This is a genomic window from Brevibacterium otitidis, assembly GCF_042429315.1.
Taxonomy (GTDB): domain Bacteria; phylum Actinomycetota; class Actinomycetes; order Actinomycetales; family Brevibacteriaceae; genus Brevibacterium; species Brevibacterium otitidis.
The window spans coordinates 16,730-43,537 of record NZ_JBHMAU010000056.1 but is presented as its reverse complement, the minus strand read 5'-3'; the positions used below and the strand labels follow the sequence as shown (position 1 = coordinate 43,537).

25 protein-coding genes and 3 pseudogenes are annotated in these 26,808 nt (G+C 68.3%); 9 read left to right on the top strand and 19 right to left on the bottom strand.

Going from position 1 to position 26,808, the window contains the following annotated elements:
* Nucleotides 1-112 precede the first annotated feature (112 nt).
* From ACFFN1_RS09090 to ACFFN1_RS09080, 3 genes and pseudogenes are all read left to right on the top strand, one after another.
* Nucleotides 113-925, top strand: a pseudogene (locus ACFFN1_RS09090) (class I adenylate-forming enzyme family protein); the annotation flags it as partial.
* On the top strand, nucleotides 923-1,342 hold the full coding sequence (locus tag ACFFN1_RS09085; protein WP_376840385.1) for a class I adenylate-forming enzyme family protein: 420 nt from the start codon (nucleotides 923-925) through the stop codon (nucleotides 1,340-1,342). The pseudogene ACFFN1_RS09090 and the gene ACFFN1_RS09085, both read left to right, overlap by 3 nt.
* A gap of 11 nt (nucleotides 1,343-1,353) precedes the next feature.
* On the top strand, nucleotides 1,354-2,034 hold the full coding sequence (locus ACFFN1_RS09080) for a TetR/AcrR family transcriptional regulator (RefSeq protein ID WP_376840378.1): 681 nt from the start codon (nucleotides 1,354-1,356) through the stop codon (nucleotides 2,032-2,034).
* Nucleotides 2,035-2,049: 15 nt separating this feature from the next.
* On the opposite strand, the gene ACFFN1_RS09075 is transcribed toward ACFFN1_RS09080, so the two are convergent.
* The 11 genes from ACFFN1_RS09075 to ACFFN1_RS09025 form a co-directional block, all read right to left on the bottom strand.
* A complete protein-coding gene (locus ACFFN1_RS09075) occupies nucleotides 2,050-2,685 on the bottom strand; it encodes an L-threonylcarbamoyladenylate synthase (RefSeq protein ID WP_376840377.1) in 636 nt (211 codons plus the stop codon).
* Nucleotides 2,686-2,735: 50 nt separating this feature from the next.
* Entirely contained in the window at nucleotides 2,736-3,965 is a 1,230-nt protein-coding gene (locus ACFFN1_RS09070) for an AI-2E family transporter (RefSeq protein WP_376840376.1), read from the bottom strand.
* Nucleotides 3,962-5,515, bottom strand: a complete 1,554-nt coding sequence (der, locus tag ACFFN1_RS09065; RefSeq protein WP_376840384.1) for a ribosome biogenesis GTPase Der — start codon at nucleotides 5,513-5,515, stop codon at nucleotides 3,962-3,964. The genes ACFFN1_RS09070 and der overlap by 4 nt, the downstream gene beginning before the upstream one ends.
* Before the next feature lie 5 nt (nucleotides 5,516-5,520).
* Entirely contained in the window at nucleotides 5,521-6,186 is a 666-nt protein-coding gene (gene cmk, locus ACFFN1_RS09060; RefSeq protein ID WP_376840375.1) for a (d)CMP kinase, read from the bottom strand.
* Nucleotides 6,183-7,271 carry a prephenate dehydrogenase gene (locus ACFFN1_RS09055; protein WP_376840383.1) on the bottom strand — a complete coding sequence of 363 codons (1,089 nt, stop codon included), beginning with the start codon at nucleotides 7,269-7,271 and terminating at the stop codon, nucleotides 6,183-6,185. The genes cmk and ACFFN1_RS09055 overlap by 4 nt, the downstream gene beginning before the upstream one ends.
* 11 nt (nucleotides 7,272-7,282) lie before the next feature.
* Nucleotides 7,283-8,128: a pseudouridine synthase gene (locus tag ACFFN1_RS09050; protein ID WP_376840374.1), complete on the bottom strand. Its 846-nt coding sequence runs from the start codon at nucleotides 8,126-8,128 to the stop codon at nucleotides 7,283-7,285.
* A gap of 209 nt (nucleotides 8,129-8,337) precedes the next feature.
* Nucleotides 8,338-9,150 carry an AAA family ATPase gene (locus ACFFN1_RS09045; RefSeq protein ID WP_210047992.1) on the bottom strand — a complete coding sequence of 271 codons (813 nt, stop codon included), beginning with the start codon at nucleotides 9,148-9,150 and terminating at the stop codon, nucleotides 8,338-8,340.
* Nucleotides 9,150-10,607 carry a TnsB C-terminal domain-containing protein gene (locus ACFFN1_RS09040; RefSeq protein WP_376840373.1) on the bottom strand — a complete coding sequence of 486 codons (1,458 nt, stop codon included), beginning with the start codon at nucleotides 10,605-10,607 and terminating at the stop codon, nucleotides 9,150-9,152. The genes ACFFN1_RS09045 and ACFFN1_RS09040 overlap by 1 nt, the downstream gene beginning before the upstream one ends.
* A 2-nt stretch (nucleotides 10,608-10,609) precedes the next feature.
* Nucleotides 10,610-11,215, bottom strand: a complete 606-nt coding sequence (locus ACFFN1_RS09035; protein WP_102163263.1) for a recombinase family protein — start codon at nucleotides 11,213-11,215, stop codon at nucleotides 10,610-10,612.
* Nucleotides 11,216-11,863: 648 nt separating this feature from the next.
* Entirely contained in the window at nucleotides 11,864-12,991 is a 1,128-nt protein-coding gene (locus ACFFN1_RS09030) for an ArsO family NAD(P)H-dependent flavin-containing monooxygenase (protein WP_376840371.1), read from the bottom strand.
* Nucleotides 12,991-13,347 (bottom strand): ArsR/SmtB family transcription factor, encoded by a 357-nt coding sequence (locus ACFFN1_RS09025; protein WP_376840370.1) that lies wholly within the window; start codon nucleotides 13,345-13,347, stop codon nucleotides 12,991-12,993. Before ACFFN1_RS09025 ends, ACFFN1_RS09030 begins: the two co-directional genes overlap by 1 nt.
* A 77-nt stretch (nucleotides 13,348-13,424) precedes the next feature.
* On the opposite strand from ACFFN1_RS09025, the gene arsB reads away from it, so the two are divergent.
* The 6 genes and pseudogenes from arsB (at nucleotide 13,425) to ACFFN1_RS08995 (ending at nucleotide 18,369) form a co-directional block, all read left to right on the top strand.
* Complete coding sequence (arsB, locus tag ACFFN1_RS09020; RefSeq protein WP_376840369.1) at nucleotides 13,425-14,543, top strand: ACR3 family arsenite efflux transporter; 1,119 nt, start codon at nucleotides 13,425-13,427, stop codon at nucleotides 14,541-14,543.
* Nucleotides 14,540-14,974, top strand: a complete 435-nt coding sequence (locus tag ACFFN1_RS09015; protein WP_376840368.1) for an arsenate-mycothiol transferase ArsC — start codon at nucleotides 14,540-14,542, stop codon at nucleotides 14,972-14,974. Before arsB ends, ACFFN1_RS09015 begins: the two co-directional genes overlap by 4 nt.
* A gap of 27 nt (nucleotides 14,975-15,001) precedes the next feature.
* A complete protein-coding gene (locus ACFFN1_RS09010; RefSeq protein ID WP_376840367.1) occupies nucleotides 15,002-15,442 on the top strand; it encodes an arsenate reductase ArsC in 441 nt (146 codons plus the stop codon).
* Between the two features lie 12 nt (nucleotides 15,443-15,454).
* A pseudogene (locus ACFFN1_RS09005) lies at nucleotides 15,455-16,389 on the top strand (NAD(P)/FAD-dependent oxidoreductase).
* Nucleotides 16,382-17,727: pseudogene (locus ACFFN1_RS09000) on the top strand (FAD-dependent oxidoreductase). The pseudogenes ACFFN1_RS09005 and ACFFN1_RS09000 overlap by 8 nt, the downstream one beginning before the upstream one ends.
* 12 nt (nucleotides 17,728-17,739) lie before the next feature.
* On the top strand, nucleotides 17,740-18,369 hold the full coding sequence (locus ACFFN1_RS08995) for an arsenate reductase ArsC (RefSeq protein ID WP_376840366.1): 630 nt from the start codon (nucleotides 17,740-17,742) through the stop codon (nucleotides 18,367-18,369).
* A gap of 72 nt (nucleotides 18,370-18,441) precedes the next feature.
* Here the strand turns inward: ACFFN1_RS08995 and scpB are convergent, their stop codons facing one another.
* The 8 genes from scpB to ACFFN1_RS08955 form a co-directional block, all read right to left on the bottom strand.
* Complete coding sequence (scpB, locus tag ACFFN1_RS08990) at nucleotides 18,442-19,086, bottom strand: SMC-Scp complex subunit ScpB (protein ID WP_376840365.1); 645 nt, start codon at nucleotides 19,084-19,086, stop codon at nucleotides 18,442-18,444.
* Nucleotides 19,083-19,976 (bottom strand): segregation and condensation protein A, encoded by an 894-nt coding sequence (locus ACFFN1_RS08985; protein WP_376840364.1) that lies wholly within the window; start codon nucleotides 19,974-19,976, stop codon nucleotides 19,083-19,085. The genes scpB and ACFFN1_RS08985 overlap by 4 nt, the downstream gene beginning before the upstream one ends.
* An 8-nt stretch (nucleotides 19,977-19,984) precedes the next feature.
* Nucleotides 19,985-20,821 carry a ParA family protein gene (locus tag ACFFN1_RS08980; RefSeq protein ID WP_376840382.1) on the bottom strand — a complete coding sequence of 279 codons (837 nt, stop codon included), beginning with the start codon at nucleotides 20,819-20,821 and terminating at the stop codon, nucleotides 19,985-19,987.
* A gap of 170 nt (nucleotides 20,822-20,991) precedes the next feature.
* Nucleotides 20,992-21,954, bottom strand: coding sequence for a site-specific tyrosine recombinase XerD (gene xerD / locus ACFFN1_RS08975; RefSeq protein ID WP_376840363.1), 963 nt, complete (start codon nucleotides 21,952-21,954; stop codon nucleotides 20,992-20,994).
* A complete protein-coding gene (locus ACFFN1_RS08970) occupies nucleotides 21,954-22,691 on the bottom strand; it encodes an NUDIX domain-containing protein (protein WP_376840361.1) in 738 nt (245 codons plus the stop codon). Before ACFFN1_RS08970 ends, xerD begins: the two co-directional genes overlap by 1 nt.
* Nucleotides 22,691-24,376, bottom strand: a complete 1,686-nt coding sequence (gene pyrG / locus ACFFN1_RS08965; RefSeq protein WP_376840380.1) for a CTP synthase — start codon at nucleotides 24,374-24,376, stop codon at nucleotides 22,691-22,693. The genes ACFFN1_RS08970 and pyrG overlap by 1 nt, the downstream gene beginning before the upstream one ends.
* A gap of 40 nt (nucleotides 24,377-24,416) precedes the next feature.
* On the bottom strand, nucleotides 24,417-25,598 hold the full coding sequence (locus ACFFN1_RS08960) for a glycosyltransferase family protein (RefSeq protein WP_376840360.1): 1,182 nt from the start codon (nucleotides 25,596-25,598) through the stop codon (nucleotides 24,417-24,419).
* 76 nt (nucleotides 25,599-25,674) lie between these two features.
* Entirely contained in the window at nucleotides 25,675-26,763 is a 1,089-nt protein-coding gene (locus ACFFN1_RS08955) for a glycosyltransferase family 4 protein (protein ID WP_376840359.1), read from the bottom strand.
* Between the last annotated feature and the right edge of the window lie 45 nt (nucleotides 26,764-26,808).

Here is a 26,808-nt window from a genome sequence, read left to right as displayed (position 1 = left end):
CCTCGCCCGCGGCTACCGCAACCAGCACAACTACCGCCTCCGCATGCTCCTCGCCGCCGGCGGACTCACCCCATGACCCCCACCGGATGTCCGAAGAGCCCTCAATCCCCTTTCGACGGTTCCCGAACTGAGCTTCGTGCTCTCCGATTCCGGTGCCAGCCGCCTCATCATGCACCCGATCTGCCCCGAGGCAGGCACTGCGGCCTCCGCGGCGCTCGGCATCACCGCCGAACTGCTCACACCTGTCGACATGGACGCGCTGGCGCAGGCGAGCCCGGACTTCGCCCCGGTGACCCGGGACCCGGAGGACTGCGTGCTGCTGCTCTACACCTCGGGCACCACCGGCCGCCCGAAGGGGGCGATGCTCTCAGCGCGCACCCTGCTCACCGGTGTCACCGCCGCCGAGGCGGTGGCCGGCCTGTCCCCTGCCGACCGGGCTGGCACCGCACTGCCGCTGTTCCACGTCTTCGGGCTCGGTTCGGTGGCCTACCCGGTGCTGGCCAACGGCGCCGCCATTACGCTGCTGCCGCGCTTCGATGCCGATGAGCTGCTGGAGACGATCATCGCCGATGAGCTCACGATCGTCGCAGGCGTGCCGACGATGTGGAATGCGCTCACCCACTCCACTGCCCACGAGGACGTCACGACTCCGCAGCTGCGCTTGGCGCTCTCAGGTGGGGCGGCGATCTCGCTGGACCTCATGCGCGCCTTCCACACCCGGTTTGGCGCCTCGATCACCGAGGGCTACGGGCTGACTGAGACCTGCGCGTTCGGCACGTTCAACGCCGCCGAGGGTGAGAACAAGATCGGCTCGGTCGGCCTGCCTGCCCCGACGATGGACGTGCGGATCGTCGATCCTGCCACCGGTCAGGCGTGCGGACCCGGGCAGACCGGGGAGGTGCGGCTGCGCGGCCCGCTCGTGATGCTCGGCTACTGGAACCGCCCCGAGGCCACCGCTGAGGCGTTCGATGCCGACGGGTTCTTCTGCACCGGGGATCTCGGGCATGTCGATGAGGACGGCTATCTCTACATCGTCGACCGGCTCAAGGACCTCATCATCCACGGCGGCTACAACGTCTATCCGCGTGAGGTCGAGGAGGTCCTCTACGCTCATCCGCAGGTCTTCGAGGCGGCTGTCATCGGAGCGGCCGATGAGCACTACGGCCAGCAGGTCGCCGCCGTCGTCACCCCGATGCCCGGCGCCGAGCTGACCGCTGAGGAGATCGAGGCGTGGTGCCGACAGTCGCTGTCGGCGTACAAGATCCCGCGCATCATCCGCATCGTCGACGGTCTGCCGAAGGGGCCCACGGGCAAGATCCGCAAGCGCTCGATCGAGCTGTGAGGGAGTGAGCGATGACCGTCCAGCGTCAGCCCGGTGCGCCGCTGACCGAGCGCGGCCGCCGCACCCGGCGGGCCCTCATCAACGCGGCGATCGACGTGTTCTGCGAGCACGGCTACCTCACTACGCCGCTCTCGGCGATCACCGAGCGGGTCGGCTGCTCGACCGGCACGCTGTACACGTATTTCGCCAATCGGCAGGAGATCCTCGCTGCGATCATCGAGGACTCCTACGCCCCGGTGGTCGCTGCCGATCATGCGTGGATCAGCCCGGATCATGAGGCCGGCGCGGAGGCGCCCGGCCCCGAGGCGCTCGTCGCCAAGATCCGGAAGGCCACCGAAGTGTACGTGCGCCGGTATCGGGACAATGCCCGGGAGGTGGCGCTCATGGATCAGGCGGCTGCGGTCGATCCGGAGGTCCGGGATATCCGGATCGCGCGCAACCGGGTGTTCTACCGGCGCAACAGGCGCAGCATCGAGCAGATGCAGGCCGCCGGGCACATCCCGGCCGAGCTCGACCCGGACCTGACGGCCAAGGCGCTGTCGGCGATGGTGAGCCGGACGTGCAGGTCGATCTTCGTCGACGAGCCCGAGCAGCGCTATCTCAGCGACGCAGGAGTCGAGGAGCTGGCCGAGAAGCTCTCACAGCTGTGGGTTTCGGCCCTCGGGCTCGCCCCGGCCGGCGGTAGCGGCTGATCGTCAGGCTTCTGGTCAGGCTTCGTCGATGTCGTCGAAGCGGGAGATGTCGCCGGCGCCGATCCGGCGCACGACCGGTGAGCCGGGTGTGAAGTCGATGACCGAGGTCGGCGTCGTGCCGGGCACGCCGGAGTCGATGATGACGTCGACGTGCTTGCCGAGCGCCTCGGCGACGTCCTCAGCGTGGGTCAGCGGCTCCTCGTGATCGGGCAGCAGCAGGGTCGAGGACAGGATCGGCTCACCGACCTCCTCGACAAGTGCGAGTGCGGTGGCGTTCTGCGGAATCCGGGCGCCGACCGAGTGCTTCTTCGGGTGCATCATCTTCCGCGGCACCTCCTTCGTCGCCTTCATGATGAAGGTGTAGGGCCCCGGCGTCAGGGACTTGATGGTGCGGAAGGCGTGATTGTCGACGATGACGAACTGGCCCAGCTGTGCGAAGTCGTGGCACATGAGCGTGAAGTGGTGCTTGGAGTCCAGCTGCCGGATGCGGATGATCCGCTCGATGCCTTCCCTGTTCTCCAGCGCGCAGCCGAGCGCATAGCAGGAGTCGGTCGGGTAGGCGACGAGTCCGCCTTCGGCGATGATCTTGGCGGTCTGCCGGATGAGTCGCGGCTGCGGGTTCTCAGGATGGATGTCGAGTATCTGTGCCATTGCCCAAGTGTATCGACGCTGCGCAGCTGTGCCCACCTCCGACGGGCCCGTCAGTCGAGGTCGATGACCGTGCGCTGCGGCGGTCGGAGCGGGACCGTCTCCTCACTGAGCGTGATCCCCGGTTCGGGCTCTGCGTCCCGCGCCTCCTCCGCCTCAGCGGTGGAGCCCATCGATTCGCTCGGGCTGGCGAGCATCGCCGAGCCGGCGGCCCGGACATCGGAGGCGACGAGCAGATTGACCCAGCGGGCGCGCGGATCAGCGTCGACGAGCAGCGCCTTGACGAGCAGCGTGGCCGGCAGCGCCAGCAGCGCACCGAACCAGCCGAGCACCCACAGCCAGAAGAGCAGCGAGAGGAACGAGATGAAGGGGGTGACGCCGACGGACTGGCCGGTGAACTTCGGCTGGATGATCGCCTGGATGACGAAGTTGAGGAGGCTGTAGGCGATGACCACCCACAGTGCGTCCCACCAGCCGCCTTCGATGAGCGCCATGAGCGCCGGCGGCAGCAGGCCTATGATGAAGCCGATATTGGGGATGTAGTTGGTCAGGAACGCCAGCACACCCCAGACGAGGGCGAGCGGCACGCCGATGATGATGAGGGCGACGACGTCGAGGGCGGCGACGATGAGCCCGAAGACCGTGGCGACGACCCAGTAGCGACGCACGCCCACAGCGAAGGTGTTCATCGCCTGGACGAAGCGCGGCTGCACGCCGGCGGCCATGGCCATGCGGCGCGGGAAGGCGAGGGAGTCCATGACGATGAAGAACGTCGCCATGAGAGCCGTCGTCACGAGGGTGACGACGAGGGAGGCGTTGGAGAGCACCTCGCGCAGGGCCGAGGCGATCTGGTTGACGTCGAAGTTCGCCGCCTGCTCCTTGACGAACTCCGGGGTCAGGCCCAGCGATGAGCTGCTGGCGAGCAGATCGCGGTAGAGGCCGTCGAGCTCATCGGAGTATTCGGGGATGACGAGGACGAGCTCGGCGATCGACCAGCCGGTGAGCGCGAAGAACGCAGCGACGACGCTGAGGACGAGCACCACGGTCGCAGTCGCGGCGATGGCCGCCGGGACCCGGCAGCGCAGCAGCCAGGCCTGCACCGGGTAGGCGACGATGACGAGGTTGAGGGCCAGGAACACCGGGGCGATGATGAGCTGGATCTGCTGGATGAAGCCGACGGCGAAGAACAGGCCGGCCAGGCCCAGCACGATGATCGTGAAGCGCGGCAGCGCCCAGTCGCGGGGTCGCACCACCTCGGCAGCGGTCTGCCCGGCGCTCGTCACCGTCCCTTCCTCTTCTCGCGGATGCGCATGCTCACATCGATCGGGGTGCCGGTGAAGCCGAAGGTCTCGCGCAGCCGGCGGATGATGAACCGCCGGTAGCTCGGGTCGAGGAAACCGGTGGTGAAGAGCACGAACTTCGGCGGCCGGGAGGAGGCCTGGGTGCCGAACAGGATGCGCGGCTGCTTGCCGCCGCGCAGCGGGTGCGGATTGGCGGCCGAGAGCTCGCCGAGGAAGGCGTTGAAGCGGCCGGTCGGGATCCGGGTGTCCCAGCCCTCGAGCGCGGCCTCCAGTGCGGGGAGGAGCTTCTCGGCGTGCCGGCCGGTCTTGGCGGAGATGTTGACCCGCGGGGCCCAGGCGACGTGGCCGAGGTCGCGTTCGATCTCGCGTTCGAGGAAGTGGCGGCGCTCCTCATCGACGAGGTCCCATTTGTTGAAGGCGAGCACGAGCGCGCGGCCGGCGTCGAGGACGAGGCGGATGATCTTCATGTCCTGGTCGCTCAGCGGCTCATTGGCCTCCAGCAGCACGATGGCGACCTCAGCGCGTTCGAGTGCGGTCTGGGTGCGCAGCGCTGCGTAGAAGTCCGCGCCGGAGGACTGGCGGGCGCGCTTGCGGATGCCGGCGGTGTCGATGAAGCGCCACTGCCGGCCGCCGAGTTCGACGAGCTCATCGACCGGGTCGCGGGTGGTGCCGGCGACATTGTCGACGATGACCCGCTCGCTGCCGAAGAGCTTGTTGAGCAGGGAGGACTTGCCGACATTGGGGCGGCCGACGAGCGCGATGCGGCGGGGTCCGCCGACCGCTTCGGTCTGCCCGGTCGCCGAGACCTCCGGCAGCATCTCCATGATCGCGTCGAGGAAGTCGGCCACTCCCCTGCCGTGCATCGCCGAGATCGGGTGCGGTTCGCCCAGGCCCAGAGACCACAGCTCAGCGGCCATGAGCTCGCCGCGCTCATCATCGACCTTGTTGGCGGCCAGCAGCACCGGCTTGCCGGAGCGGCGCAGCATCCGCACGACATGCTCATCGGTGGCCGTCGGGCCGGTGGTGGCGTCGACGACGAAGACGACGCCGTCGGCCATCCGCACAGCGATCTCCGCCTGTTCGGCGATCCGGGAGGCCATGCCGCGGGAGTCGATGTCCCAGCCGCCGGTGTCGACGAGGGTGAGCGGGCGGCCGTTCCATTCGGCGTGGTAGCTCACGCGGTCGCGGGTGACGCCGGGGACGTCTTCGACGACGGCTTCGCGGCGGCCGAGGATCCGGTTGACGAGCGTCGACTTGCCGACATTGGGCCGGCCGACGATCGCCAGCACCGGGGCCGGGCCGCGGCCGCCCTCCTCGGCTTCGATGACGCCGTAGGCCTCCAGCAGCTCCCGGTCCTCGTCTTCGAGTTCGTACTGGTCGAGGCCGGCGCGCAGCGAGGCGGCGCGCTTCTCAGCGTCGTCGTGGTCGATCGCCTGCACACGCTCGGGCAGCGTCTCGTCCGGGTTCTCGACGAAACCGTCACCGGGCTGCCGCGCCAGCGGGGAGTCGGATTCCGGGACCTCTGGTGACATGTTCATCAGGCCTTCTGTGCCGCGGCCACGAGGTCGAGGACTGCGCCGACCGACTGGTCGAAATCGATATGGGTGGTGTCGAGGGTGTGGACGCCGTCTGCTGCCGTGAGGAAGCTCGTCGTCTGCGCGTCCTTGGCATCGCGGCCGAGGGTGACGTCGCGGGTGGCGGCCACCGCCTCGGCGTCGGCGGTGCCGTGGTTTTCCTTGGCACGGCGGGCGACCCGCACCTCGTCATCGGCGGTCATGAGGATCCGCACCGGCGCGTCCGGGGCGACGACGGTGGTGATGTCGCGACCTTCGACGACGATGCCGGGATCCGCGGCAGCGATGATCCGGCGCTGCAGCTCGATGAGCTCGCTGCGCGCATCGGGCACTGCGGAGACGACCTGGACGCTGGAGGACACCTCGTCGGAGCGAATCTCCTCGGTCACATCGATGCCGTCGACGGCGACGGTCGGGGCGGACGGATCGGTGGAGATCTCCAGGTCGGCGCCGCGGACGAGTTCGACGACATCGCCGGGGTCGGTGATGCCGCGGGTCATGCACAGCCAGCCCATCGCCCGGTACATCGCCCCGGTGTCGAGGTAGGCGTAGCCGAGGCGGGCGGCCACGGCCTTCGAGACGCTGGATTTTCCGACGCCGCTGGGGCCGTCGATGGCGATAACGGTCATTCCTGTCCTTCGTGTTCGATGACGGCTTCGGGAACCCACCAGCCGCGGGAGGTGAGGCCCTCTTCGAGTTCGCGCTGGCGTGCCGGCACAACAGCGACTTCGACACTGCCCAGCTTAACGCCGGTGGCATGTTCGATCCGGATGTCCTCGATGTTGATGCCGAGTTCGCCGACATCGGCGAACAGCCTGCCGAGCATGCCGGGGGTGTCGTCGATGAGGACGGTGATCTCGGCGTACTTCTGCGGCGCCTGTCCGTGCTTGCCGGGGATCCGGTCGTAGCCGTCGTTGCCGGCGGTGATCGTCTGCGCGATCGTCGCGATCGCTCCCGGTTCCAGGTCGAGGGCGCTGATGAGGGTGTCGAGGTCTGTCCGGATGGCGGTGAGCACGGCACGCACCTCTGCGGCGTTGCCGGCCAGGATCTGGGTCCACAGCCCGGCGTCGGAGGCGGCGATGCGGGTGACGTCGCGCAGTCCCTGCCCGGCCAGTGCCACTCCGTCGGCAGGCATGTCGACGAGCTGGGCGGCCATGAGACTGGCCATCACCTGCGGGGCGTGGGAGACCCGGGCGACTGAGGAGTCGTGGAACTCCGGATCGAGGTGGACGACCGCTGCGCCGACATCGGTGGCCAGCGCGACGATCTGGGCGAGGCGCTCAGCCGGGGTGTCCGCATCGGAGCACACCACCCAGGGCCGGCCGACGAACAGGTCGTCGCGGGCGGCGATCGCCCCGGACTTCTCGCGGCCTGCCATCGGATGGGAGCCGATGTAGCGGTCGAGCGAGCCGGGTGTGCACTGCGCCTGCACTTCGCGCAGCAGCACGGTCTTGACGCTGGCAACATCGGTGACGGTGGCTTCCGGGTACGCGTTGAGCGCGGTGACGATCGCCTGCCCGGCGACATCGGGCGGGGTGGCGATGATGACGACGTCGGTGTCGGCCGGAGCGCCCGAGGTGCCGGCCCCGAGGTCGGCGGCCAGGCGCTGGGCGGTCGGTGAGAGATCCGCGAGCGTCACGGTGTGGCCGGCGCCGGTGAGCGCGAGGCCGAGTGAGGTGCCGAGCAGGCCGGTGCCGACGATGTGCACGCGCATCGTCTGGCTGCTCACAGACCGACCGCCTGCATGAGTTCGCCGATCTCCTCCGGGCGCAGCTCACGGACCTTGCCCTGGCGCTGTTCGGCCAGGGCGATCGGGCCGAAGTGGGTGCGCACGAGCCGGTCGACGGGGTTGCCGACGGCGTCGAGCAGGCGGCGCACGATCCGATTGCGGCCCTCGTGGAGGACGAGTTCGACGAGGGCGTGTCCGGGTGTCGAGTCGACGAGTTTGAAGGAGTCGACGCGGGCGATGCCGTCGTCGAGGTCGATGCCCTCCCGCAGGCGGGCGCCGACGTCCTTGGCGACCGGCCCGCGGACCTGCGCGAGATAGGTCTTGGGGATCTCATATGAGGGATGGGTCAGCCGGTTCGACAGCTCCCCGTCGTTGGTGATGAGCAGCAGGCCTTCGGTCTCGGCGTCGAGACGGCCGACGTGGAAGAGGCGCTCGGTGCGGTCGCGCAGATAGTCGGCGAGGCTGGGCCGGCCGTCCGGGTCGTCCATCGTCGAGACGACACCGGCGGGCTTGTTGAATGCCAGGTAGACGCGGTCGGGCTGGGTGATGATGCGCATCGCGTCGACATGGACGGTCTGCGTCTCCGGGTCGATGCGGGTGCCGAGTTCGGTCACAATCTGCCCGTCGACTTCGACGCGGGCATCGGCGATGAGCTGCTCACAGGCGCGCCGGGAGCCGAGGCCGGCATCGGCGAGGACCTTCTGCAGGCGCACACCGTCTGGCTGGTGGACGGCACTGGCCGCCGAGGCGCTCTGCTGGGCGGTGCGCTGCGCGTGGCTGCGCTGTCGGCGGGTCGGGCGGTTGGACCGGTGACCGGGTCCGCGAGGATTGCTGCGAGTCATAGGGGTCATTGTCTCAAACCCGCACGTGGTTGCCGAACCGGGCACGAGGTGTGGCTGCGGGTCGTGCTGCCGCTCAGGTGCCGGCGGGCTCACCGCTGGCTTCCAGGCCGACCTCGGCCGGTGCTGCCGGTTCGTCGGCGTCTGCGTCGAGGTCGATGTTGTGACTGTTAGCTCGAGTTGGCGGCTTTCTGCAGCTGGAGGTGGCGGCTTCAGGTGATGCCGATGACGAGCGTGGAGCGGGCGGCTTCGACGACGTCGTCGGTGATGGTGTTGAGATCGTTGATCTTCATGATGCGTTCCATCTGGGTGAAGAGTCGGTCGACGAGGCGGAAGTTGCCGCGGGTGATGCGAGCGATCGCCGCGAGGGCTTGGGCGTCGGTGAAGTCGTCGGGGTCGAGGGTTTGGCCGAGTTTGCGCCAGCGGCGTTCGAGGACGAAGCGGAGTTCGTCTTCGGCGAGGGGCCGGTACTCGTGGGCGAAGCCGACGCGGCTGTAGAGCTGTGCGTAGCGGCTGAATTGCTTCTCGATTCCTGGCATTCCGATCAGGATGAGCGCGGTGTTGGTGCGGTCATAGCTGTCGCGTAGGTACTCCAGAGCGGCAGGGCGAAGCCGTTCGGACTCGTCAATCATGATGAGTTCGACGTGCTTGTCCCAGTGCATAACCGGTCCTTGTCGCGTGCCGTTCTTGTTCAGGTGTTGGTCGATGCAGATCGCCACGCGAGAGGTGATGTGGGTGAGGTCTTGCATGAACTGGCGAGGGCTGGCGAGGACCTGCGGGGTGTAGAACACGGTTCGCCTTTGGGCTAAGGCGGCGTAGACCTGGTGGTCCGAGTCATCGCGGGGCCCCCATTGTTCCAGTAGTTTCTCGGCCTTGTGCCAGTTGGCATATCGCCTGGCCGACAGGGTTTTGCCGATTCCTGCCTGCCCGTAGCAGATGCCGATGGTGTGTTGCCGGCGCACGGCATCGGCGAATTCGGCGAACCTGCGGTGTTCTTTGGTGGCGACGAATCGTTGCTGGGGCATCAGTCATCCTCAAGGTAGGTCCGCAGTTTCGGCTTCTTGTTGCTCGGACGTTCGACGGGAGTCGGTTGCGGCGTGGGTGGAGGCACCGGTTGGTGTCGGGTGACGGCGGCGAGGCGTTCGTTGATCTGGCCGCGCAGCTCGCGGCGTCGGGCGGCGCGTGCTGCCTGGACGTCTTTGAGGCTGACGGTGGCGGCGACGTGGTCGGGGTCGACGGCTTTGCAGATGTATTGGTCTTTGTGGAAGACGCGGATTTCTGAGATGTCGCTGGGATCGTAACGGATGACGACCGGCTCTTTGACGTAGGCGGCCAGCAGTGGAGACATATAGCGCAGGCCTTGGAAGTGGACGCCGTCGCGGTGGACGATGCGAGGTTTGGCTACGGTCAGCAGCAGGTTGAGGTGATCGACAGTTTCGGGCAGGTGGGGCAGCCATCCGTCGCCGAGCCACGCTTGGTGCGGAGATGCTGTGGTCTCTGGGTGCTCGCGCTGGTGATAGTCATCGGCGATGAACGCCCCGATGGCGTCGTCGAGGTCCGGCAGTGTCAGCACGGGGTCGGGGTGGCGGTGGCCCTCGGCAAGATGGCCCGGAAGGGTGGCCAGGAGTTCGGTGTTGATGGTGCCGAAGATCCGCTCGATTTTGCCGCGCCCCTGCGGCCTGGCCACTGCGGAGTAGATGATTTCGAAGTGCAGATCCTTGGCGATCTGGGAGAGATGGTCGCTGGTGAAGTCGGTGCCGTGGTCGACGTAGAGCCGGTCGGGGATGCCGCACATCGGCCAGTGCGGGTCGTTCTTCGTCCAGATGCCGTGGCGGAGTGCCAGGGCAGTGTTCAAGGCGGATGGGGCGCCCAGGAACACCATGTAGCCGCATACTGCCCGGGAGTAGTCGTCGAGGATGACGGTCAACCACGGCCGGGCAGGTTTGCCGTTGGCGTCCTGGATGAGGATGTCGAGTTCGGTGTGATCGACCTGCCAGGTGGCGTTGGGGCGTTCTGCTCGGTGCCGCCATACGATTTCATAGGTGTCGCGGTAGGCGGCGCTGCCGCGGTGGGCCAGCGTGAGCATGCCGGGGTCCATCGCGGTGACGATGGATCGGACTGTGCTGTAGGAGACCGTCTCCCACCCGTGCATTTCCGCGATTGCGCGGGCTTTCCGGGTGATGGTCGCGGTCGACAGCCGTGGCTTGACCAGGGCGAGACCCTCGATCAGCGTCAGGAGTTCCGGATGAATTTTTCGCTCGCGCTTGGGTGGGGCGGTCGGGGAGAGTCCTGCGATGCCGTGGCGGCGGTATGCCGCATGCCAGCGTTGCAGGGTCCGGAGTCCGATTCCTTCGGTCGCGGCCAGCGTGGTCAGAGTTGTGCCGTCCTCGACGTGGCGACGCAGCACCTGCCAGCGGGCGGCCGCTGTGTTCTCACGTGTGGACGCACTCTCGGGGTTCGCGGGTTGAGTGCCTCCAGCCATGACTACACCGTCTTGGGTGACGCCTGCCGGCGGCGAGGCGAAGTGCCTCCGGGTTCACGACGCAGAGCGCGGTAGACCGTGGTGCGGCTGACGCCGAGGACCTCTCCGATCTGAGCGACCGTCATGTCCTGCTGCTCGTAGAGCTTGCGGGCTGTGCGAAGTTTGTCTTTCGTCAGCAGCGGCGGCCGGCCCCCGGTCCGGCCACGGGCGCGAGCGGCTTTCAGGCCGGCGTTGGTGCGCTCTCGGATGAGGTCACGTTCGAACTCGGCCAGCGAGGCGAAGATGTGGAACACCAGCCTGCCGCCGGATGAGCCGGTGTCGATGTTCTCCTGCAAGGACCGGAACTCGACCCCGCGGTCGCGCAGCTCAGCGAGCTGGTCGATGAGATGCCGAATCGAGCGGCCGAGCCGGTCCAATCGCCACACCACCAGGGTGTCACCCGGCCGCAACTGGTCGAGGAGCTTGTCCAACTCGGGACGCGATTCCAAAGATCCCGACGCAGTGTCGGCGAAGATGCGATAGCAGCCGGCCGCCTTCAACGCGTCATGCTGCAAGCTTGCATCTTGGTCGCCGGTCGATACTCGGGCATAGCCCAAAGCGTGTCCCATCCCCCGAATGTACCAATTCCCGTGAAGAACGGGAAGAACCGAAACATAGATACTGGCACTAAGTTTCGTTACAGCGTCAGGATTTGCCGGCCGTGATTTCTCCTGGTGCCGACGACGATGCGCCGGTGGCGCGATGTCTTGTAGCGAAAACGGTCGTTACTGCTACAGCCGCAGCCTGACCGCGTTGTCGGTGAGATAAGCAGGCCGGAGGAAGCCCCCACCTGCTGAGGGTGACGATCATGGATCGAACCGCGATCAGAGATGGATACAGCCGCAACTGTGCCGAGTTAGAGGCTGCCTGCCCTGCACCGCGCGAGCGGCTCCGAGGCGCGACGGGGCAGCAACGGCACCCGATGGACGTGTACGCCTACCCGATCCGGCATTTCGACTTTCATGCATCCCAGCTCAGCCTGCCCGGAACCCGGACGGCTTCTGCTTGAGACGAGCAGGATCGCCCTGGGTGCGGCCGACCACAATATGGTCACTCGTGGCGAAGAGCGTCATGCATCGCGCGCAGTGCCATGGTCGCCCGCGACGGCCAGATCCTGACAGCAGCAATCCGGATACTGCTCACAGGCGCGCACGATCACGCCCCGCCTGACCGCGCATCCGCAGTCCGCGCACATCATCTCCATGCGCTGATGGTACTCACCGTGCTCGTGCAGAGATGGCCGCAGCAGTCGTGGCGGAGACAAGGTGGCCGGCGATGGCGCCGACCGTGGCTTTCGCGGGAGATCCGACACCGACGAGGGTGGCCGATCCCGGACCGGTCCAGTCCCCGTAGCCCACGAAATAGAGCCCCGGGATCCGGGGTGACGCCGTTCCGTCGAGCCTGATCGTCCCGTCTGACTCGCGAATGTCGAGTTTGCGCAGATGACGCAGCGCCGGCCGGAAGCCGGTGCACCAGATCACCGCATCCACCCGGCGGGCACTGCCGTCGCTCCAGACCACGCCCTCGCGGGTGAAGCGTTCGAACATCGGGTGCGGGATCAGCAGCCCTGCATCCCGTGCCTCCTTCACGGGCGGGACGGCAACGATGTCACCCAAGTCCGCGACGCCGCCGGGATCCGGCTTCCCGGCAGCCAGTGCGCGCACCCGCTGGCTGGCCACCCGGAAGAGTTCACGCCCGTCGACGTCGTCGGGCAGATAGCGCGGCGCACCGCGCAGGCACCACGTCAGTGTCGCGGCGCGGGCGAGATCGGCTGCGATCTGCGCGGCTGAGTTCGCTCCGCCGACGACGAGGACGGATTGGCCCTTGAACTTGCCTGGTCCGCGATAGTCGGCACTGTGCATCTGACTCCCGCGGAAATTCCTTTGTCCCTGCATGGATGGCCAGAAGGGCTGAGACCATGTGCCTGTCGCGTTGACGACGGCACGCGCCCGCCAATCCCCGGCACCCGTGAGCAGCTGGAACCCCTCACTGGTAGGGATGACCTGGGCGACTCGCACCGGCCGCACGACCGGGAGCGAATACCGCTCCTCGTAGTCGGCCAGATACCGGATCACGTGATCGGCATCGGGATTGCCGCCGGACGTCCTCGGCATCAGCCGGCCGGGCAATGATGAGTATTCTGCCGGCGAGAACAGCCGCAGCGAGGACCACACATGCCTCCAGGCCCCACCAGGAACCTCCTGATCATCGAGAATCACGAAGGACAATCCGGCACGGCGCAGGTAGTAGCCGACCGCCAAGCCGGCCTGTCCGCCACCGATCACGGCAACATCGACTCGTTCTCGCGCCTCCACCGCGCGACTGACTGCCCCGAGCGCGGTCATCAGTCCAGGGCGAGGAACTGGCGCAGCTCGGCGAACGCTTCGCGCACCACGGTGTAGTGCGCCCACTTCCCACGCTGCTCACGCGTCAGGAGACCGGCCTCGACAAGCTTCTTGAGGTGGTGGCTGATCGTCGGCTGGCTGATGTCGAGCGTCTCGGTCAGGTCGCAGGCGCACACCGCGTCGCATCCCTGCGCGGCCACATGCGACAGCACCCGCAGCCGGGTCGGGTCGGACAGCGCTTTGAGCTTTCTCGTCATCTGCTCGGCCTGGCCGGTGCTCAACGGCGCGGCTGCCAACGCACAGCAGTCGTTGGCGTGGGGAGCCAGTAGTTTGACGTTCTCGAGTGCAATAGCCATCACACCATCATACATTGACGTCCGTCTAAGTGTCGGTTTAGTCTTCTGATAGACGTTCGTCTATACGAGGAGCTTGGATGAGTACCACTGCAACGACGGCTGCGCAGAACGCGGTGCCGGTGACGAAGGAGATGTCCTTCCTGGACCGGTGGCTGGCAGTCTGGATCCTGGCGGCGATGGCGGTGGGTCTGCTGCTGGGGCGCTTCGTGCCCGGGCTCGATGCGGTCTTGGACTCCGTGAAGATTGGCGGGATCTCCGTGCCGATCGCGATCGGTCTGCTGGTCATGATGTATCCGGTGCTGGCGAAGGTCCGCTATGACGAGATGCACCGGGTAACCGGGGATCGGAAGCTGCTGACACTCTCGCTGTTCCTCAACTGGGTCGTCGGGCCTGCATTCATGTTCACGCTCGCCTGGGTGTTCCTGCCCGATCTGCCGGAGTTCCGCACCGGGCTGATCATTGTGGGTCTGGCCCGCTGCATCGCGATGGTGTTCATCTGGAACGACCTGGCCTGTGGGGACCGGGAGGCCGCCGCCGTGTTGGTGGCGATCAATTCCGTGTTCCAGGTCGTGGCGTTCGGCGCGCTGGGCTGGTTCTACCTCCAGGTGCTGCCGTCCTGGCTGGGACTGCCCACGACCTCGGCGGAGTTCTCCGTCTGGGCGATCGTGGCCTCGGTACTGGTCTTCCTCGGCATTCCGCTGCTGGCCGGCTTCCTCACCCGCGTGTTCGGGGAGAAGGTCAAGGGCCGGCAGTGGTACGAGGAGACGTTCCTGCCGAGGATCGGTCCCTGGGCGCTCTACGGACTGCTGTTCACCATCGTGCTGCTGTTCGCCATGCAGGGTGAGGCGATCACCTCGCAGCCCCTGGATGTGGCCCGGATGGCGGTGCCGCTGCTGTTGTACTTCGTCCTGATGTTCGCCATCAGCCTCTTCGCATCCAAAGCGGTGGGCCTGAACTACGCGAAGTCGACCAGCGTGGCCTTCACCGCGTCGGGCAACAACTTCGAGCTCGCGATTGCGGTGTCGATCGGCGCATTCGGGATCACCTCGGGGCAGGCGCTGGCCGGTGTCGTCGGCCCGCTCATCGAAGTCCCCGTCCTCGTCGGTCTCGTCTACGTCGCTCTCTGGGCCGGTCCCAAGCTGTTCCCCAACGACCCGACTGTCCCCGCACGCAGAACCTCTGGAGTCCGAGCATGACCAGCACCTCTGAACCGAAAAGGCCCAGCGTCCTCTTCGTCTGCGTCAAGAACGGCGGCAAGTCCCAGATGGCCGCCGCGCTGATGCGCTACCATGCCGGCGACGCGGTTGAGGTGCACTCGGCCGGCACCAAGCCCGGTACCTCCCTCAACGCCCTGTCCGCCGACGTGGTCGCCGAGGTGGGCGCAGACATGTCCGGAGAATCGCCCAAGCCCATCGATCCCGAGCTGCTGCGCCGGGTCGACCGGGTCATCGTCCTCGGCGAGGAAGCACACGTCGAACCCGTCGACGGTATGACCGCCACGATCGAGACCTGGAACACCGATGAGCCCTCGGAGCGCGGCATCGAGGGCATCGAACGGATGCGCCTGGTCCGCGACGACATCGACACCCGCGTCCAGGCTCTGCACTCCGCACTTCTCAACGACTGAATCCCCACTCCCGGATTGGATGGTCCTATGACCGCTGCCCCCAACACCACCACGACCAAGCCCAGCGTGCTGTTCGTGTGCGTCCACAACGCCGGCCGCTCCCAGATGGCCGCCGGCTACCTCACCGAACTGTCGGGCGGCCGGATCGAGGTCCGCTCGGCAGGCTCGGAACCCGCCGACCAGATCAACCCGGTCGCCGTCGAGGCGATGGCAGAAGACGGCATCGACATCACCTCTGCCTCCCCGAAGATCCTCACCACCGACGCCGTCAAGGCCTCCGACGTCGTCATCACCATGGGCTGCGGGGACGCGTGCCCGATCTTCCCGGGCAAGCGCTACGAAGACTGGGACCTCGCAGACCCCGCAGGCCAGGGCATCGAGGCGGTCCGCCCGGTCCGCGATGACATCAAGGCCCGCATCGAGCAGCTCGTCTCCGAGCTGCTGCCAGCATCGACCGGCGCGAAGTGAGGCGCTGACACCATGACGACCACCAGCACCCAAACGGATGAGCTGATCATCATCGGGTCCGGCCCCGCAGGTTATTCCGCCGCGATCTACGCGGCACGCGCCGGGCTGTCCCCGCGCGTGATCGCCGGATCCGTCACCCACGGCGGCGCCTTGATGAACACCACCGACGTCGAGAACTTCCCCGGATTCCCCGGCGGCATCCAGGGCCCGGAACTCATGATGGGACTCAGCGAGCAGGCCGCAAACTTCGGGGCCCGCATCGAGTACGACGACGCTTCCGCCGTCGACCTGACCGGGCCCCTGAAAGAGGTCACGACCCTGTCCGGTGCCACCTACCGAGCACCGGCCGTCATCGTCGCCACGGGTTCGGCGTACAAGGAGCTGGGACTGGCCGATGAGAAGCGGCTCACCGGGCACGGCGTGTCCTGGTGCGCCACCTGCGACGGGTTCTTCTTCCGCGACCAGCACATCATCGTCGTCGGCGGTGGGGACTCGGCCATGGAGGAGGCACTGTTCCTGACCCGGTTCGCCGCGACCGTGACCGTGGTGGTCCGGCGCGACACCCTGCGCGCATCGAAGATTATGGCCCAGCGGGCACAACAGAACGAGAAGATCCGCTTCCTGTACAACAGCCAGATCACCGCCATCCACGGAGACGAAAAGGTCACCGGCGTGAGCGTGACCGACTCACTCACCGGCAACACCAGCCAGCTGGATGCCACCGGGATCTTCGTCGCCATCGGGCACCTGCCCCGCACCGAACTCGTCAAGGGCCAGCTGGAACTCGACCCGGACGGCTACATCGTCATCGACGCCCCGACCACCGCTACCGGCAGGCCATCACCGCCGCCGGCACCGGGTGCGCCGCCGCCCTAGACGCCGAACGCTTCCTCGCCGCCACCGAACCGGCAACCGCCCCCGTCCTTCAGGAGACCAGCCATGGCTGACACCACCAACCACACCAAGAGTCTGCCGGTCGTCGTCATCGGCGCCGGCCCCGTCGGGCTGACCACCGCCGCCCACCTGCGCGAACGCGGCCTGACCCCGCTGGTGCTGGAGGCCGGCAGCACCAGCGGCGCCGCGATCCGCGACTGGGGCCACACCCGCCTGTTCTCGCCGTGGCGGTTCAACATCGACGACGCCGCCCGCCGCCTCCTCGAGGCAGACGACTGGCAGGCCCCGAACCCGGAAGTCCTGCCCACCGGTCACGAGCTGATCACCGACTACCTGACCCCGCTGGCAGACGCGCTGGGCGACGTCGTCCGCACCGACGCCCGCGTCATCGCGGTCTCCCGGGAAGGGATCGACAAGACCCGCAGCACCGGCAGGGGACCACCCCGTTCCTCGTCCGCATCGCCTCCTCCGACGGATCGTCCGAGGACGTGTTGGCGCGCAGCGTCATCGACGCCTCGGGCACCTGGCACCAGCCCAACCCACTCGGCCGGTCCGGCCTGCCCGCCCCCGGAGAAGCCGAGGCGACAGCCCGCGGCCTCATCACCCAGCCCCTGCCCGCCGTCACCGGTGTCGACCGTGACCGGTTCGCCGGCCGCCACGTCCTCGTCGTCGGCGCCGGCCACTCCGCGGCCAACACGCTGCTCGACCTCGCCGAGCTCGCCGACGACAACCCCGCGACCCGGATCAGCTGGGCCGTCCGGTCAGCGGACGCCTCCCGCGCCTACGGCGGCGAAGACCGCGACGAGCTCGCCGCCCGCGGCGCCCTGGGCACCCGCCTCCGGGACCTGGTCGAATCCGGCCGAATCGATGTCCACACCTCGTTCGTGATCACCGGCTTCGAAACTCACGGCGAGCAGCTGCACGTCCAGGCCGCAGGACCCAGCGGCGCCGAGAAGCTCACCGTGGACGTCCTCGTCCCGGCCACCGGGTTCCGCCCCGACCTGTCGATGCTGACCGAGCTGCGCCTCGACCTCGACCCGACCGTCGATGCACCCCAGAAGCTCGGCCCGCTCATCGATCCGGAGTTCCACTCCTGCGGCAGCGTGCCCCCGCACGGCGAACGCGTGCTGGCCCACCCCGAGCCCGGGTTCTACATCGTCGGCATGAAGAGCTACGGCCGCGCACCGACGTTCCTCATGGCCACCGGCTACGAACAGGTCCGCTCCATCGCCGCAGCACTGGCAGGTGACCGGGTCGCCGCCGACACCGTCCACCTCGAACTGCCCGAGACCGGCGTCTGCACCACAGACCTCGGCGGATACTGCGACGTGCCAGCCGGGCCACTCCCGGTGACCATCGGCGGCGCACCCACCTCCTCCTGCTGCTCCTGAAAGGACCAGGCCATGGCCGCCGACACCCCGCCGCTCGACACCCAAGTCCTCCAACACACAGCCGATGACCTCGCCCGCAAGTACGAGGGAATCTTCTCCCCGGAGACCATCGAGCGCTACGTCTTCGAGTCCTACACCACCCTGTCGCGGACCGCGAGAATCCGCGACCACCTGGCGATCCTCGCCGAACGGTTCGCCGCCGACCGCCTCCGCGCTCTCGCCCTGGCACAGGGCAAAATCGAGACAACCGTCCCGCAGGTGCTGTTCGTCTGCGTGCACAACGTCGGACGCTCCCAGATCGCCAGCGCCCTGCTGGCCCACTACGCCGGCGACCGGGTCGAGGGCCGCTCGGCCGGCTCGCTGCCCGGATCCGAGGTCCACCCCCTGGTGATCGACGCGCTGGCCGAACGCCACATCGACCTGTCCGGAGCCTTCCCCAAACCACTGACCGACGACGTCGTCCGCGCAGCCGACTACGTCATCACCATGGGCTGCGGCGACGCCTGCCCCATCTACCCCGGCAAACGCTACCTGGACTGGGAACTGGCCGACCCCGCCGAGGAGACACCGGAACGAATCCGCGAAATCGTCGACCAGATCGACGGCCGCGTCCGCGCCCTGTGGACCGAGATCCAGAACTGACGACGGCCCACCGGGCAAGAACAGAAGCACCCGGAGCCGCCAAGCGAAACTGCGATTCCCCGCCATCTCCCGCTAACAGTCACAGTCGATGTCGTCGCCGGTGGCCACGTCGTCGTCTGGTGGCAGGAAGGGTGCGATGTCGGGCAGTTCGTCGAGGCTGTCGATGCCGAGGCTTTCGAGGAACTGGCCGGTGGTGGTGAACTGGCGTGCGCCGGTGACCTCCTCGGTGCCGGCTTCGACGATGAGCCCGCGCATGAGCAGGGTGCGCACCACGCCGTCGACGTTGACGCCGCGGATCGCGGAGATTCGTGCGCGGGTGACCGGCTGCCGGTAGGCGATGACGGCCAGGGTCTCCAGCGCCGCCTGGGACAGGGTGGCGGTCTGCCCGGCGGTTAGGAAGTCGGAGACCAGGTCGTGGTAGTCGCTGCGCGAGTAGATCCGCCAGCCGCCGGAGGCCTCCCGCAGTTCGAAGCCGCGCCGCCGGGTGCCCGGCTGCCGTCCGTCGTAGTCGGACTGCAGCTGCCGGCAGGCGGCGGTGACGGCGCCGGTGTCGATGCCGAGGCTGACCGCCAGCGCTTCGGCGGTGACGGGGGCATCGGCGATCATGAGCACGGCTTCGATCCCGGCCAGCAGCGTGTCCTCGACCTGAGTCACGGCCGGCTCAACGCCCGGCGTCGCGGCCGGTTCCCCACCCTGCAGGGTGTGCTGCTCGCTCATGTCGGCTCCTCGTCATCGGGTGGGGTCGGGGCGTCCCATTCGTCGGTGTCGGGCAGTGCGATGGTCGCCAGGTCTGCAGCTTCTGCGGCCACCACGGTGAGCTCGCCGAGCGGGGCGGGCTGGTCGAAGTCGCACATCCCGGCTTTGAAGAGCTCGAGCAGTGCCAGGAACCGGGCGACGACGACGAGGGTGCTCTCGGCATCGGCGATGAGGTCCGAGAAGGTCAGCCGGCCGTGCTGGCCGAGGCGGGTGAGGACCACGGTGCGCTGTTCGGCGACGCTGATCTGGGGCAGGTGCAGGTGGTCGGTGCTCACCGTCGGCGGGGTGTGGTCGCGCTGCAGGACGGTGGCGTAGATCGCGGCGAGGACCTGCGGGGTGGCGGTGATCTCCAGGGGCGGCAGGATGTCGCGCAGCCCGTCTTCCAGCGGCACTGAGCGGGCGGTGCGGGTGGCGGCGTGTGCCATCTGCTCGGCGAAGACGGCGGAGACGGCCTTGTAGGCGCGGTACTGCAGCAGCCGGGCGAAGAGCAGGTCGCGGGCTTCGAGCAGCTCCAAGTCGAGTTCGTCGTCGACGTCGCCGCGCGGCAGCAGCCGGGCGGTCTTGAGGTCGAGCAGGGTCGCTGCCACGAGCAGGAAGTTCGACAGCTCCTCGAGGCTCTGCTCTTCGCGCAGCGCGGTGACGTAGGCGATGAACTCGTCGGTCACCTCGGCCAGGGCGACATCGGTGATGTCGAGCTTGCGCTTGGAGATGAGCCCGAGCAGCAGGTCGAAGGGGCCGGAGAAGTTCTCCAGCCTGACGACGAAGCCGCCGGACGCGTGCTGCCCGGCGGCTCCGCTGCTCTCGGCATCGCCGGCGGCCGGGGCCGAGGCGTCCTGCTGTGCCGTGGTCATCGCTGGGCTCAGGGTGCTCCCCCGCGGGCGACGAGCTCGCATGCCAGCTGACGGTAGGCCTGTGCTCCGGTGTGGGTGGGGGCGAACGAGATGATCGGCTCGGCTGCCACCGAGGCGTCGGGGAACTTCACGGTGCGGCTGATGACGGTGTCGAAGACCCGGTCACCGAAGGCCTCGACGACCCGGGCGATGACCTCCTTGGCGTGCAGGGTGCGCCCGTCGAACATCGTGGCGAGGATGCCGTCGATCTCCAGGCCGGGGTTGAGGCGATCCTGGACCTTCTCGATCGTCTCGACGAGCAGGGCGACGCCGCGCAGCGCGAAGAACTCGGTCTCCAGCGGGATGATGACGCCATGGGCGGCGGTGAGCGCGTTGACGGTCAGCAGGCCGAGCGAGGGCTGGCAGTCGATGAGGATGACGTCGTACTCATCGGCGACCTTGGCCAGGGCGCGGGCGAGAACCTGTTCGCGGGCGACTTCGCCGACGAGCTGCACTTCGGCCGCCGAGAGGTCGATGTTGGCCGGCAGGATGTCGATGCCCTCGACAGCGGAGTGCTCGATGACCTCATGCGGGTCGAGGCGGGAGTTCATCAGCACGTTGTAGATGCTGCGCTCGAGGTCGTGAGGGTTGAGACCGAGTCCCACCGACAGCGCGCCCTGCGGGTCGAAGTCGACGAGCAGCACCCTGCGCCCGTAGTCGGCCAGCGCAGCTCCGAGATTGATCGAGGAGGTCGTCTTGCCGACGCCGCCCTTCTGGTTCACCATCGCGATGATCCGGGCCGGGCCGTGCCCGTCGAGCGGCGGCGGTTCGGGATACTCGACCTGCGGTCGCCCGGTCGGCCCCATCACCTCGGCATCTGGGATGTCCAGCTTCTGCTGCGAATCAGCCACGCGAGTCTCACCTTTCGTCTCGGATGTGCTCAGCTTATCGTGCGCCCGGCGACGTCCGCCTGTCCACCGCACCCGCCGCCGAGGCGGTGGGCCCGGGCCCGGTCATCGCGCCTGCGGGTGCGCGGTCACCGCGCGCGTGGGTGGGTGCTGGCGTAGACCGCGCGCAGCGTCTGGCTCGTCACGCGTGTGTAGATCTGGGTCGTCGTCACCGCAGCATGGCCGAGCAGCTCCTGGACGACGCGGATATCGGCGCCGCCTTCGAGCAGATGGGTGGCGAAGGAGTGGCGCAGGGAGTGCGGGCTGATTGCGGCGTCGAGGCCGGCATGCGCGGCAGCGGTCTTGATCGTCTGCCAGGCCGACTGGCGGCTCAGCCTGCCGCCGCGCTGGTTGACGAACACCGCACCGGCGCGCTGCCGGCTGCCCTGCTGGCCGACGGCGGCCCGGGCGATCATCTGCGGCCGGGCCCGCACGAGCCAGGCATCGAGCGCCTCGGCGGCATGGGAGCCCAGGGGCACGAGGCGTTCCTTGCTGCCCTTGCCGTAGAGCCGGACGATGCGGGATTCGAGGTCGATGTCGTCGATGTCGACGCCGATCGCCTCGCTGATCCGGGCGCCGGTGGCGTAGAGGAACTCCAGCAGCGCCCGGGAGCGCAGCTGTACCGGTTCGTCCCCGGCGGTGGCAGCCAGCAGCTGCTCCACCTCGGCGATGCTGAGCGCATGGGGCAGCGAGTCGGCATCCCGCGGCGGGGTGATCTCCGCAGCCGGGTCATCGGGCACCCGGCCCTCGGCGTGGAGGAAGCCGAAGAGCCGCCGGATCGCCACGGTCAGCCGGGCACGGGAGCGCACCGCCAGCCCGGTGTCTGCGGTGTGGGCGAGGAAGGCCTCCAGGTCTGCGCCGCTCACCTCGGTCAGCGCGCTCATCTGCTGTGCGTGCAGCCAGCGCAGCAGCCGGGCGAGATCGCGGGCATAGGCGTCGAGGGTGTTGTGCGACAGGCCGCGTTCGAGCTGCAGGTGGGCGAGGTAGTCCTGCACGGGGTCTGCGAGGCCGGCCGGCACCTCGGGCAGCAGCTCGGCTGCGTGGCGGGCCATCAGGAGCCGTCGGCAGCGGGCCCGGATGCGGTGCGGGTGCCGCGGGTGCGCAGCTGCACCTCACGGGCCTGCCAAGGCTCATCGGCTGCGCGCAGATCGCTGAAGCCGCCGCTGCGGGAAAGCTCGGCATGCAGGATCGCCAGGGCTGCGGTGCCGTTCGTCACTCGTCCGGCGCGCACCGCGGCAGCCGCCTCGGTCAGGGGGATCCAGGCGGGGACGATGCCGTGCTCCTCCCCGTCGCGTACGTGCCGGTCCGCCTCGGGCACGGGGGTGAGATCCCGGGCGAGGTAGATCCGCAGGGTCTCGCTCACCCCGCCGGGGGTGGAGAGCTGGTCGGCGAGCAGATGCCACTGCCCGGCGCGCAGATCGGCTTCCTCGTACAGTTCCCGCTTCGCAGCGGCCAGCGGGTCCTCCCCGGCGATGTCGAGCAGCCCGGCGGGGATCTCCCAGTCGCGGCACAGCACCGGGTGGCGGTACTGCTGGATGAGCAGGATCCGGTCGGCGGCGTCGAGCACGGCGATGGCGACCGCGCCGGTGTGCTGGACGAAGTCGCGGGTCAGCGGTTCGTCGGTCTCCGGCACTCGGATGGTCTCGCGGTAGACGTCCCACACGTAGCCGTGGAACGCTGTCTCCGTCGAGAGCACCTCGGCAGGCGTGAACTCATCGCGCAGCCGGTCTGCCGGCATCTGCGCGGCGTGCAGCGCATCGGCGGCCGAGGTGGAGCGGGCGGCGTGCATCAGACGCTGCGGCGGTCGAGTGCGGCGCGCACGAGGCCAGAGAACAGCGGATGCGCCCGATTCGGCCGGGAGCGCAGCTCCGGATGCGCCTGGGTGGCGACATAGTACGGGTGGACATCGGCGGGCAGCTCGACGAACTCGACGAGCTGCTGGTTCGGCGAAGTGCCGGAGATGACGAGGCCGGCCTCGGTGAGCTGTTCACGGTAGGCGTTGTTGACCTCGTAGCGGTGCCGGTGGCGTTCGGCGACCTCCTCGGCGTCGTAGACGCTGGCGACGACGCTGCCGGGCAGCAGCTCAGCGCTGTAGAGGCCCAGGCGCATGGAGCCGCCCAGATCGCCTTCGCCGTCGACGATGTCGAGCTGTTCGGCCATCGTGGCGATGACCGGCGCCGAGGTGTCGGGATCGAATTCCGTCGACGAGGCCTCATCGATGCCGGCGACGCTGCGGGCGTACTCGATGACCATGCACTGCATGCCAAGGCACAGTCCCAGCGTGGGGATGCCGTTCTCACGCGCATAGCGCAGCGCGCCGAGCTTGCCTTCGATGCCGCGGATGCCGAAGCCGCCGGGCACGCAGATCGCGTCGAGGCCGGCGAGATGTTCGGCAGCGCCTTCGGGGGTCTCACACGAGTCCGAGGCGATCCAGTGGATGTTGACCTTCGCGTCCTCGGCGAACCCGCCGTGGCGCAGCGCTTCGGTCACGGACAGGTAGGCGTCCGGCAGGTCGATGTATTTGCCGACCAGCCCGATCTCGACTTCGTGGCGCGGATTGTGCACCCGGTCGAGCACCCAGTCCCATTCGGCCCAGTCGACGTCCCGGAAGGGCAGGTTGAGGCGGCGGATGACGTAGACGTCGAGGCCGCCGTCGTGCAGGACCTTGGGGATGTCGTAGATCGAACGGGCGTCGACGCAGGAGACGACGGCTTCGAAGTCGACGTCGCAGGCCGAGCCGATCTTCGCGCGGATCGCATCGGGCAGCTCGCGGTCGGAGCGCAGCACGATCGCATCGGGCTGGATGCCGATCGAGCGCAACGCAGCCACTGAGTGCTGGGTGGGCTTGGTCTTGAGTTCGCCGGAGGGCCCGAGGTAGGGCACGAGCGAGACGTGGATGAAGAAGCAGTTCTCGCGGCCGACGTCGTGGCGGACCTGGCGGGCGGCTTCGAGGAACGGCTGCGATTCGATGTCGCCGACGGTGCCGCCGACCTCGGTGATGATGACATCAGGGGCTTCGCCGTCCTTGCGCTCAGCCTGGGAGCGCATCCGCAGCTTGATCTCATCGGTGATGTGCGGGATCACCTGGACGGTGTCGCCGAGGTAGGCGCCGCGGCGCTCCTTGGCGATGACCGAGGAGTAGATCTGGCCGGTGGTGACATTGGCGCTGGCGTCGAGGTCGGTGCCGAGGAAGCGCTCGTAGTGGCCGATGTCGAGGTCGGTCTCCGCACCGTCGTTGGTGACGAACACCTCGCCGTGCTGGAACGGATTCATCGTCCCCGGGTCGACGTTGAGGTAGGGGTCGAGCTTCTGCATCGCGACCTTGAGCCCGCGCTGTGCGAGCAGGTGCCCCAGCGATGAGGCTGTCAGTCCCTTGCCGAGGGAGGAGGCCACACCCCCGGTGACGAAGATGTGCCGGGTCGTGTTCTGTCCGCTTGTACGCAATCGATTCACCACGGGATTGAATCCTATCAGGAGGAGGGCACCGCGTCCCGCGCAGAGCGAGCGGCGGTCATCAGCGCAGGGAGGCCGGATCGGCGCCGGCATGCACCGTGAGTGCGGTGTCGTAGATGTCGAGGAGGATGATCCCGGCGGTGTCGACGCTGGTGGAGCCGGTCACCCGGTCCTTGGCGGCGACGGCGGCGGTGGCGCGGGCGGCGGGGCTGTCGGCGTATTCGGCGATGCCGACGAGCAGTCCCGGCGTGTCGCCGGCGGCGACGTGGATGACGCGCTCACCCCAGATGCGGGCACCGCGCTCCCGGCCGATGTGCAGCACCGGCCTGCGCATCTGCATGAGGCCTTCGGTGCTCAGCCCGGTCATCCGGTCGGCGGCGATGACGATATCAGCGGCAGCTGCCACCTCGGCGGCGGAGTACTCGCTGGCCAGCCGGATGTGGGCGAAGCGGGAGGCGATCTCGTCGCGCACCTGCGCCCGCGCCGGTCCCCCGCCGGTGAACACGACGACCCAGCGGCGGTCGGGGCGGTGCTGCGGGAGGCGGATCGCAGCGTCGAGGACGGTGGCCACGGCGGTGTCATCGCGCATCTCGATGGGGCTGGCGATGAGCCAGTGGCCGGCAGGCACATCGAGGTCGCGGCGCACCCGCTTGCGGTCGCGGGTCAGCGCGGTGGTGATGTCGGCGCGCGGGTCGAGATCGGGCCGCAGCAGCGGAGCGCGTTCGATGACCGGGACCTCCAGATCGGCGAAGTGCTCGCAGACCGGTTCGGTCGTGCCCAGCACCGCCGTCGAGGTGCGGGCGACGTTGCGGGCGAGCAGCGCGTCGATGCTGCCGTCCTCCTCGAACCGCTCGACGGTTGTGACGATCGCCGGGTGCATGCGCTTGGGCAGGCCGGTGAGCGCCAGGCCGGCGAGGGCACCGGCATGCAGTCCATGGGCGTGGACGAGGTCGACGTGCCGGTAGTACTTGTGCAGCGTGAAGGCGTGGGCGGCATCGGCCAGCCTGACGCCGGTGACCGCGCCGATCTCGATGTGCACGAGCAGCGGATCGGAGACGTCGAGGCCGAGGCTGTCGAACACGGAGGTGCGGGCGGCCACAGCGGTCGGGTAGCCGGCCTGCAGGTGGCGGGCGATCGTCTCGCGGGCCATCTCGACGACGACGGAGTCGGCCGTGTCGAGGACATGCATGATCCGGGTGCTCGGATCCGGTCCGAAGGACGTCTGGCGGGCGAGGTCGCTCATTGCTGTCGCTCTTTCTGCTGGTGGGGCGAGTGGTCCGTCTGGTCTCTAGCCTAGCGATGTTTCAGCCGCCGCCGGCTCAGCGGTCCTCCGGTTCGACGAGGGCGCCGTAGTGCCGGAGGATGGTGCGGGCGACGTCCGGTTCGCGCGGCAGGTCGAGAGCCTTGTGGGCGGCACGGCGGCCGAGCTCGATGCGCATCTGCTCGTCGGCGGCGAGCATCCGGATGCCGTCGGCCATCGCCTCGGCGTCGCCGGGGGTGATGAGCAGTCCGGCGTCGCCGAGCAGTTCGGGGGTGCCGCCGGTGGCAGTGGCGACGATCGCCTTGCCGGCCATCATCGCCTCCTGCAGCACGAGCGCGCGGGCCTCCCACAGGCTGGAGAGGACGAAGATGTCAGCGGCCTGGTTGAGGGTGGTGACGTCATCGCGCTGGCCGAGGAAGTGCACCGGCAGCTTCTCGGCGACGACGCGTTTGCGCAGCATCCGCAGTTCGTCGTCATCGGCGGCGCCGGCGATGAGCAGGCGGATGCGGTCGTCGTCGATGCGGGCCAGCGCATCGAAGAGCATGCCGTAGTTCTTCTGCGGGGCGATCCGGCCGACGGCGAGCGTGAGGACGGTATCGCGCGGCAGAGCCAGTTCGCGCAGCACCTGCGAGCGCAGCAGCCGGTTGTTGACGTCTTCGGCGAACTGGGGGTCCGGGGCTGCGGCGGGTGCGAACACCGCATTGCGGGCGCCGTTGTCGCGGGCGCGGACGACGAGGTCGGAGCTGGCGCCGATTGTGAGGTCGGCATTGCGGGCGACGTACATCTGCACGGACTTCTCGGCCAGTTCCCGCAGGCCGCTGCCCATGGCCTGGTTGTGCCAGGACACGACGGTGCGCGGGCGGTGGCGCTTGGGCACCCGGCTGGCGGCGAGCAGGGTGGTGAAGCCGGCGCGGAAGCCGTGGGCGTGGACGATATCGGCGTCGAAGGTGATGATGAGCTTGCGCAGCCGCGAGACCGCGGCGGTGTCCTTGAGGCTGAGGCTGGTGCCGAGTTCCAGTGGAGCGAAGGCGACATCGCAGAGGCTGTCGAAGCCGAACTGCGCATTGGTCACCGAGGGGCCGATAACGCCGACGGTGTGGCCGGTGCGGGCGAATTCGCGTGCCAGGGAGGCGACGTGGGTTCCCACTCCTCCCGTGGAGGTGGCTAGGACCAGCAGAATCCGCAGACTGCG

Coding starts and splice junctions, on each gene's coding strand:
- ACFFN1_RS09030 (WP_376840371.1), bottom strand. CDS start 12,991: ATGACCGCGCTCGGGGCAGTCAGTCGCGCGGTGGAGGCGCGAGAACGA.
- ACFFN1_RS09050 (WP_376840374.1), bottom strand. CDS start 8,128: ATGACTCGCAGCAATCCTCGCGGACCCGGTCACCGGTCCAACCGCCCG.
- ACFFN1_RS08980 (WP_376840382.1), bottom strand. CDS start 20,821: ATGGGGCCGACCGGGCGACCGCAGGTCGAGTATCCCGAACCGCCGCCG.
- ACFFN1_RS09075 (WP_376840377.1), bottom strand. CDS start 2,685: ATGGCACAGATACTCGACATCCATCCTGAGAACCCGCAGCCGCGACTC.
- ACFFN1_RS09040 (WP_376840373.1), bottom strand. CDS start 10,607: ATGGCTGGAGGCACTCAACCCGCGAACCCCGAGAGTGCGTCCACACGT.
- ACFFN1_RS08960 (WP_376840360.1), bottom strand. CDS start 25,598: ATGAGCGACCTCGCCCGCCAGACGTCCTTCGGACCGGATCCGAGCACC.
- arsB (WP_376840369.1), top strand. CDS start 13,425: ATGAGTACCACTGCAACGACGGCTGCGCAGAACGCGGTGCCGGTGACG.
- ACFFN1_RS08985 (WP_376840364.1), bottom strand. CDS start 19,976: ATGACCACGGCACAGCAGGACGCCTCGGCCCCGGCCGCCGGCGATGCC.
- cmk (WP_376840375.1), bottom strand. CDS start 6,186: ATGACCGTTATCGCCATCGACGGCCCCAGCGGCGTCGGAAAATCCAGC.
- ACFFN1_RS09045 (WP_210047992.1), bottom strand. CDS start 9,150: ATGCCCCAGCAACGATTCGTCGCCACCAAAGAACACCGCAGGTTCGCC.
- ACFFN1_RS08995 (WP_376840366.1), top strand. CDS start 17,740: ATGGCCGCCGACACCCCGCCGCTCGACACCCAAGTCCTCCAACACACA.
- scpB (WP_376840365.1), bottom strand. CDS start 19,086: ATGAGCGAGCAGCACACCCTGCAGGGTGGGGAACCGGCCGCGACGCCG.
- xerD (WP_376840363.1), bottom strand. CDS start 21,954: ATGGCCCGCCACGCAGCCGAGCTGCTGCCCGAGGTGCCGGCCGGCCTC.
- ACFFN1_RS09035 (WP_102163263.1), bottom strand. CDS start 11,215: ATGGGACACGCTTTGGGCTATGCCCGAGTATCGACCGGCGACCAAGAT.
- ACFFN1_RS08970 (WP_376840361.1), bottom strand. CDS start 22,691: ATGCACGCCGCCCGCTCCACCTCGGCCGCCGATGCGCTGCACGCCGCG.
- ACFFN1_RS09055 (WP_376840383.1), bottom strand. CDS start 7,271: ATGCGCGTGCACATCGTCGGCACCGGCCTGCTCGGCACCTCACTCGGC.
- ACFFN1_RS09085 (WP_376840385.1), top strand. CDS start 923: ATGCTCGGCTACTGGAACCGCCCCGAGGCCACCGCTGAGGCGTTCGAT.
- ACFFN1_RS09025 (WP_376840370.1), bottom strand. CDS start 13,347: ATGGCTATTGCACTCGAGAACGTCAAACTACTGGCTCCCCACGCCAAC.
- der (WP_376840384.1), bottom strand. CDS start 5,515: ATGTCACCAGAGGTCCCGGAATCCGACTCCCCGCTGGCGCGGCAGCCC.
- ACFFN1_RS09010 (WP_376840367.1), top strand. CDS start 15,002: ATGACCGCTGCCCCCAACACCACCACGACCAAGCCCAGCGTGCTGTTC.
- ACFFN1_RS09080 (WP_376840378.1), top strand. CDS start 1,354: ATGACCGTCCAGCGTCAGCCCGGTGCGCCGCTGACCGAGCGCGGCCGC.
- ACFFN1_RS09015 (WP_376840368.1), top strand. CDS start 14,540: ATGACCAGCACCTCTGAACCGAAAAGGCCCAGCGTCCTCTTCGTCTGC.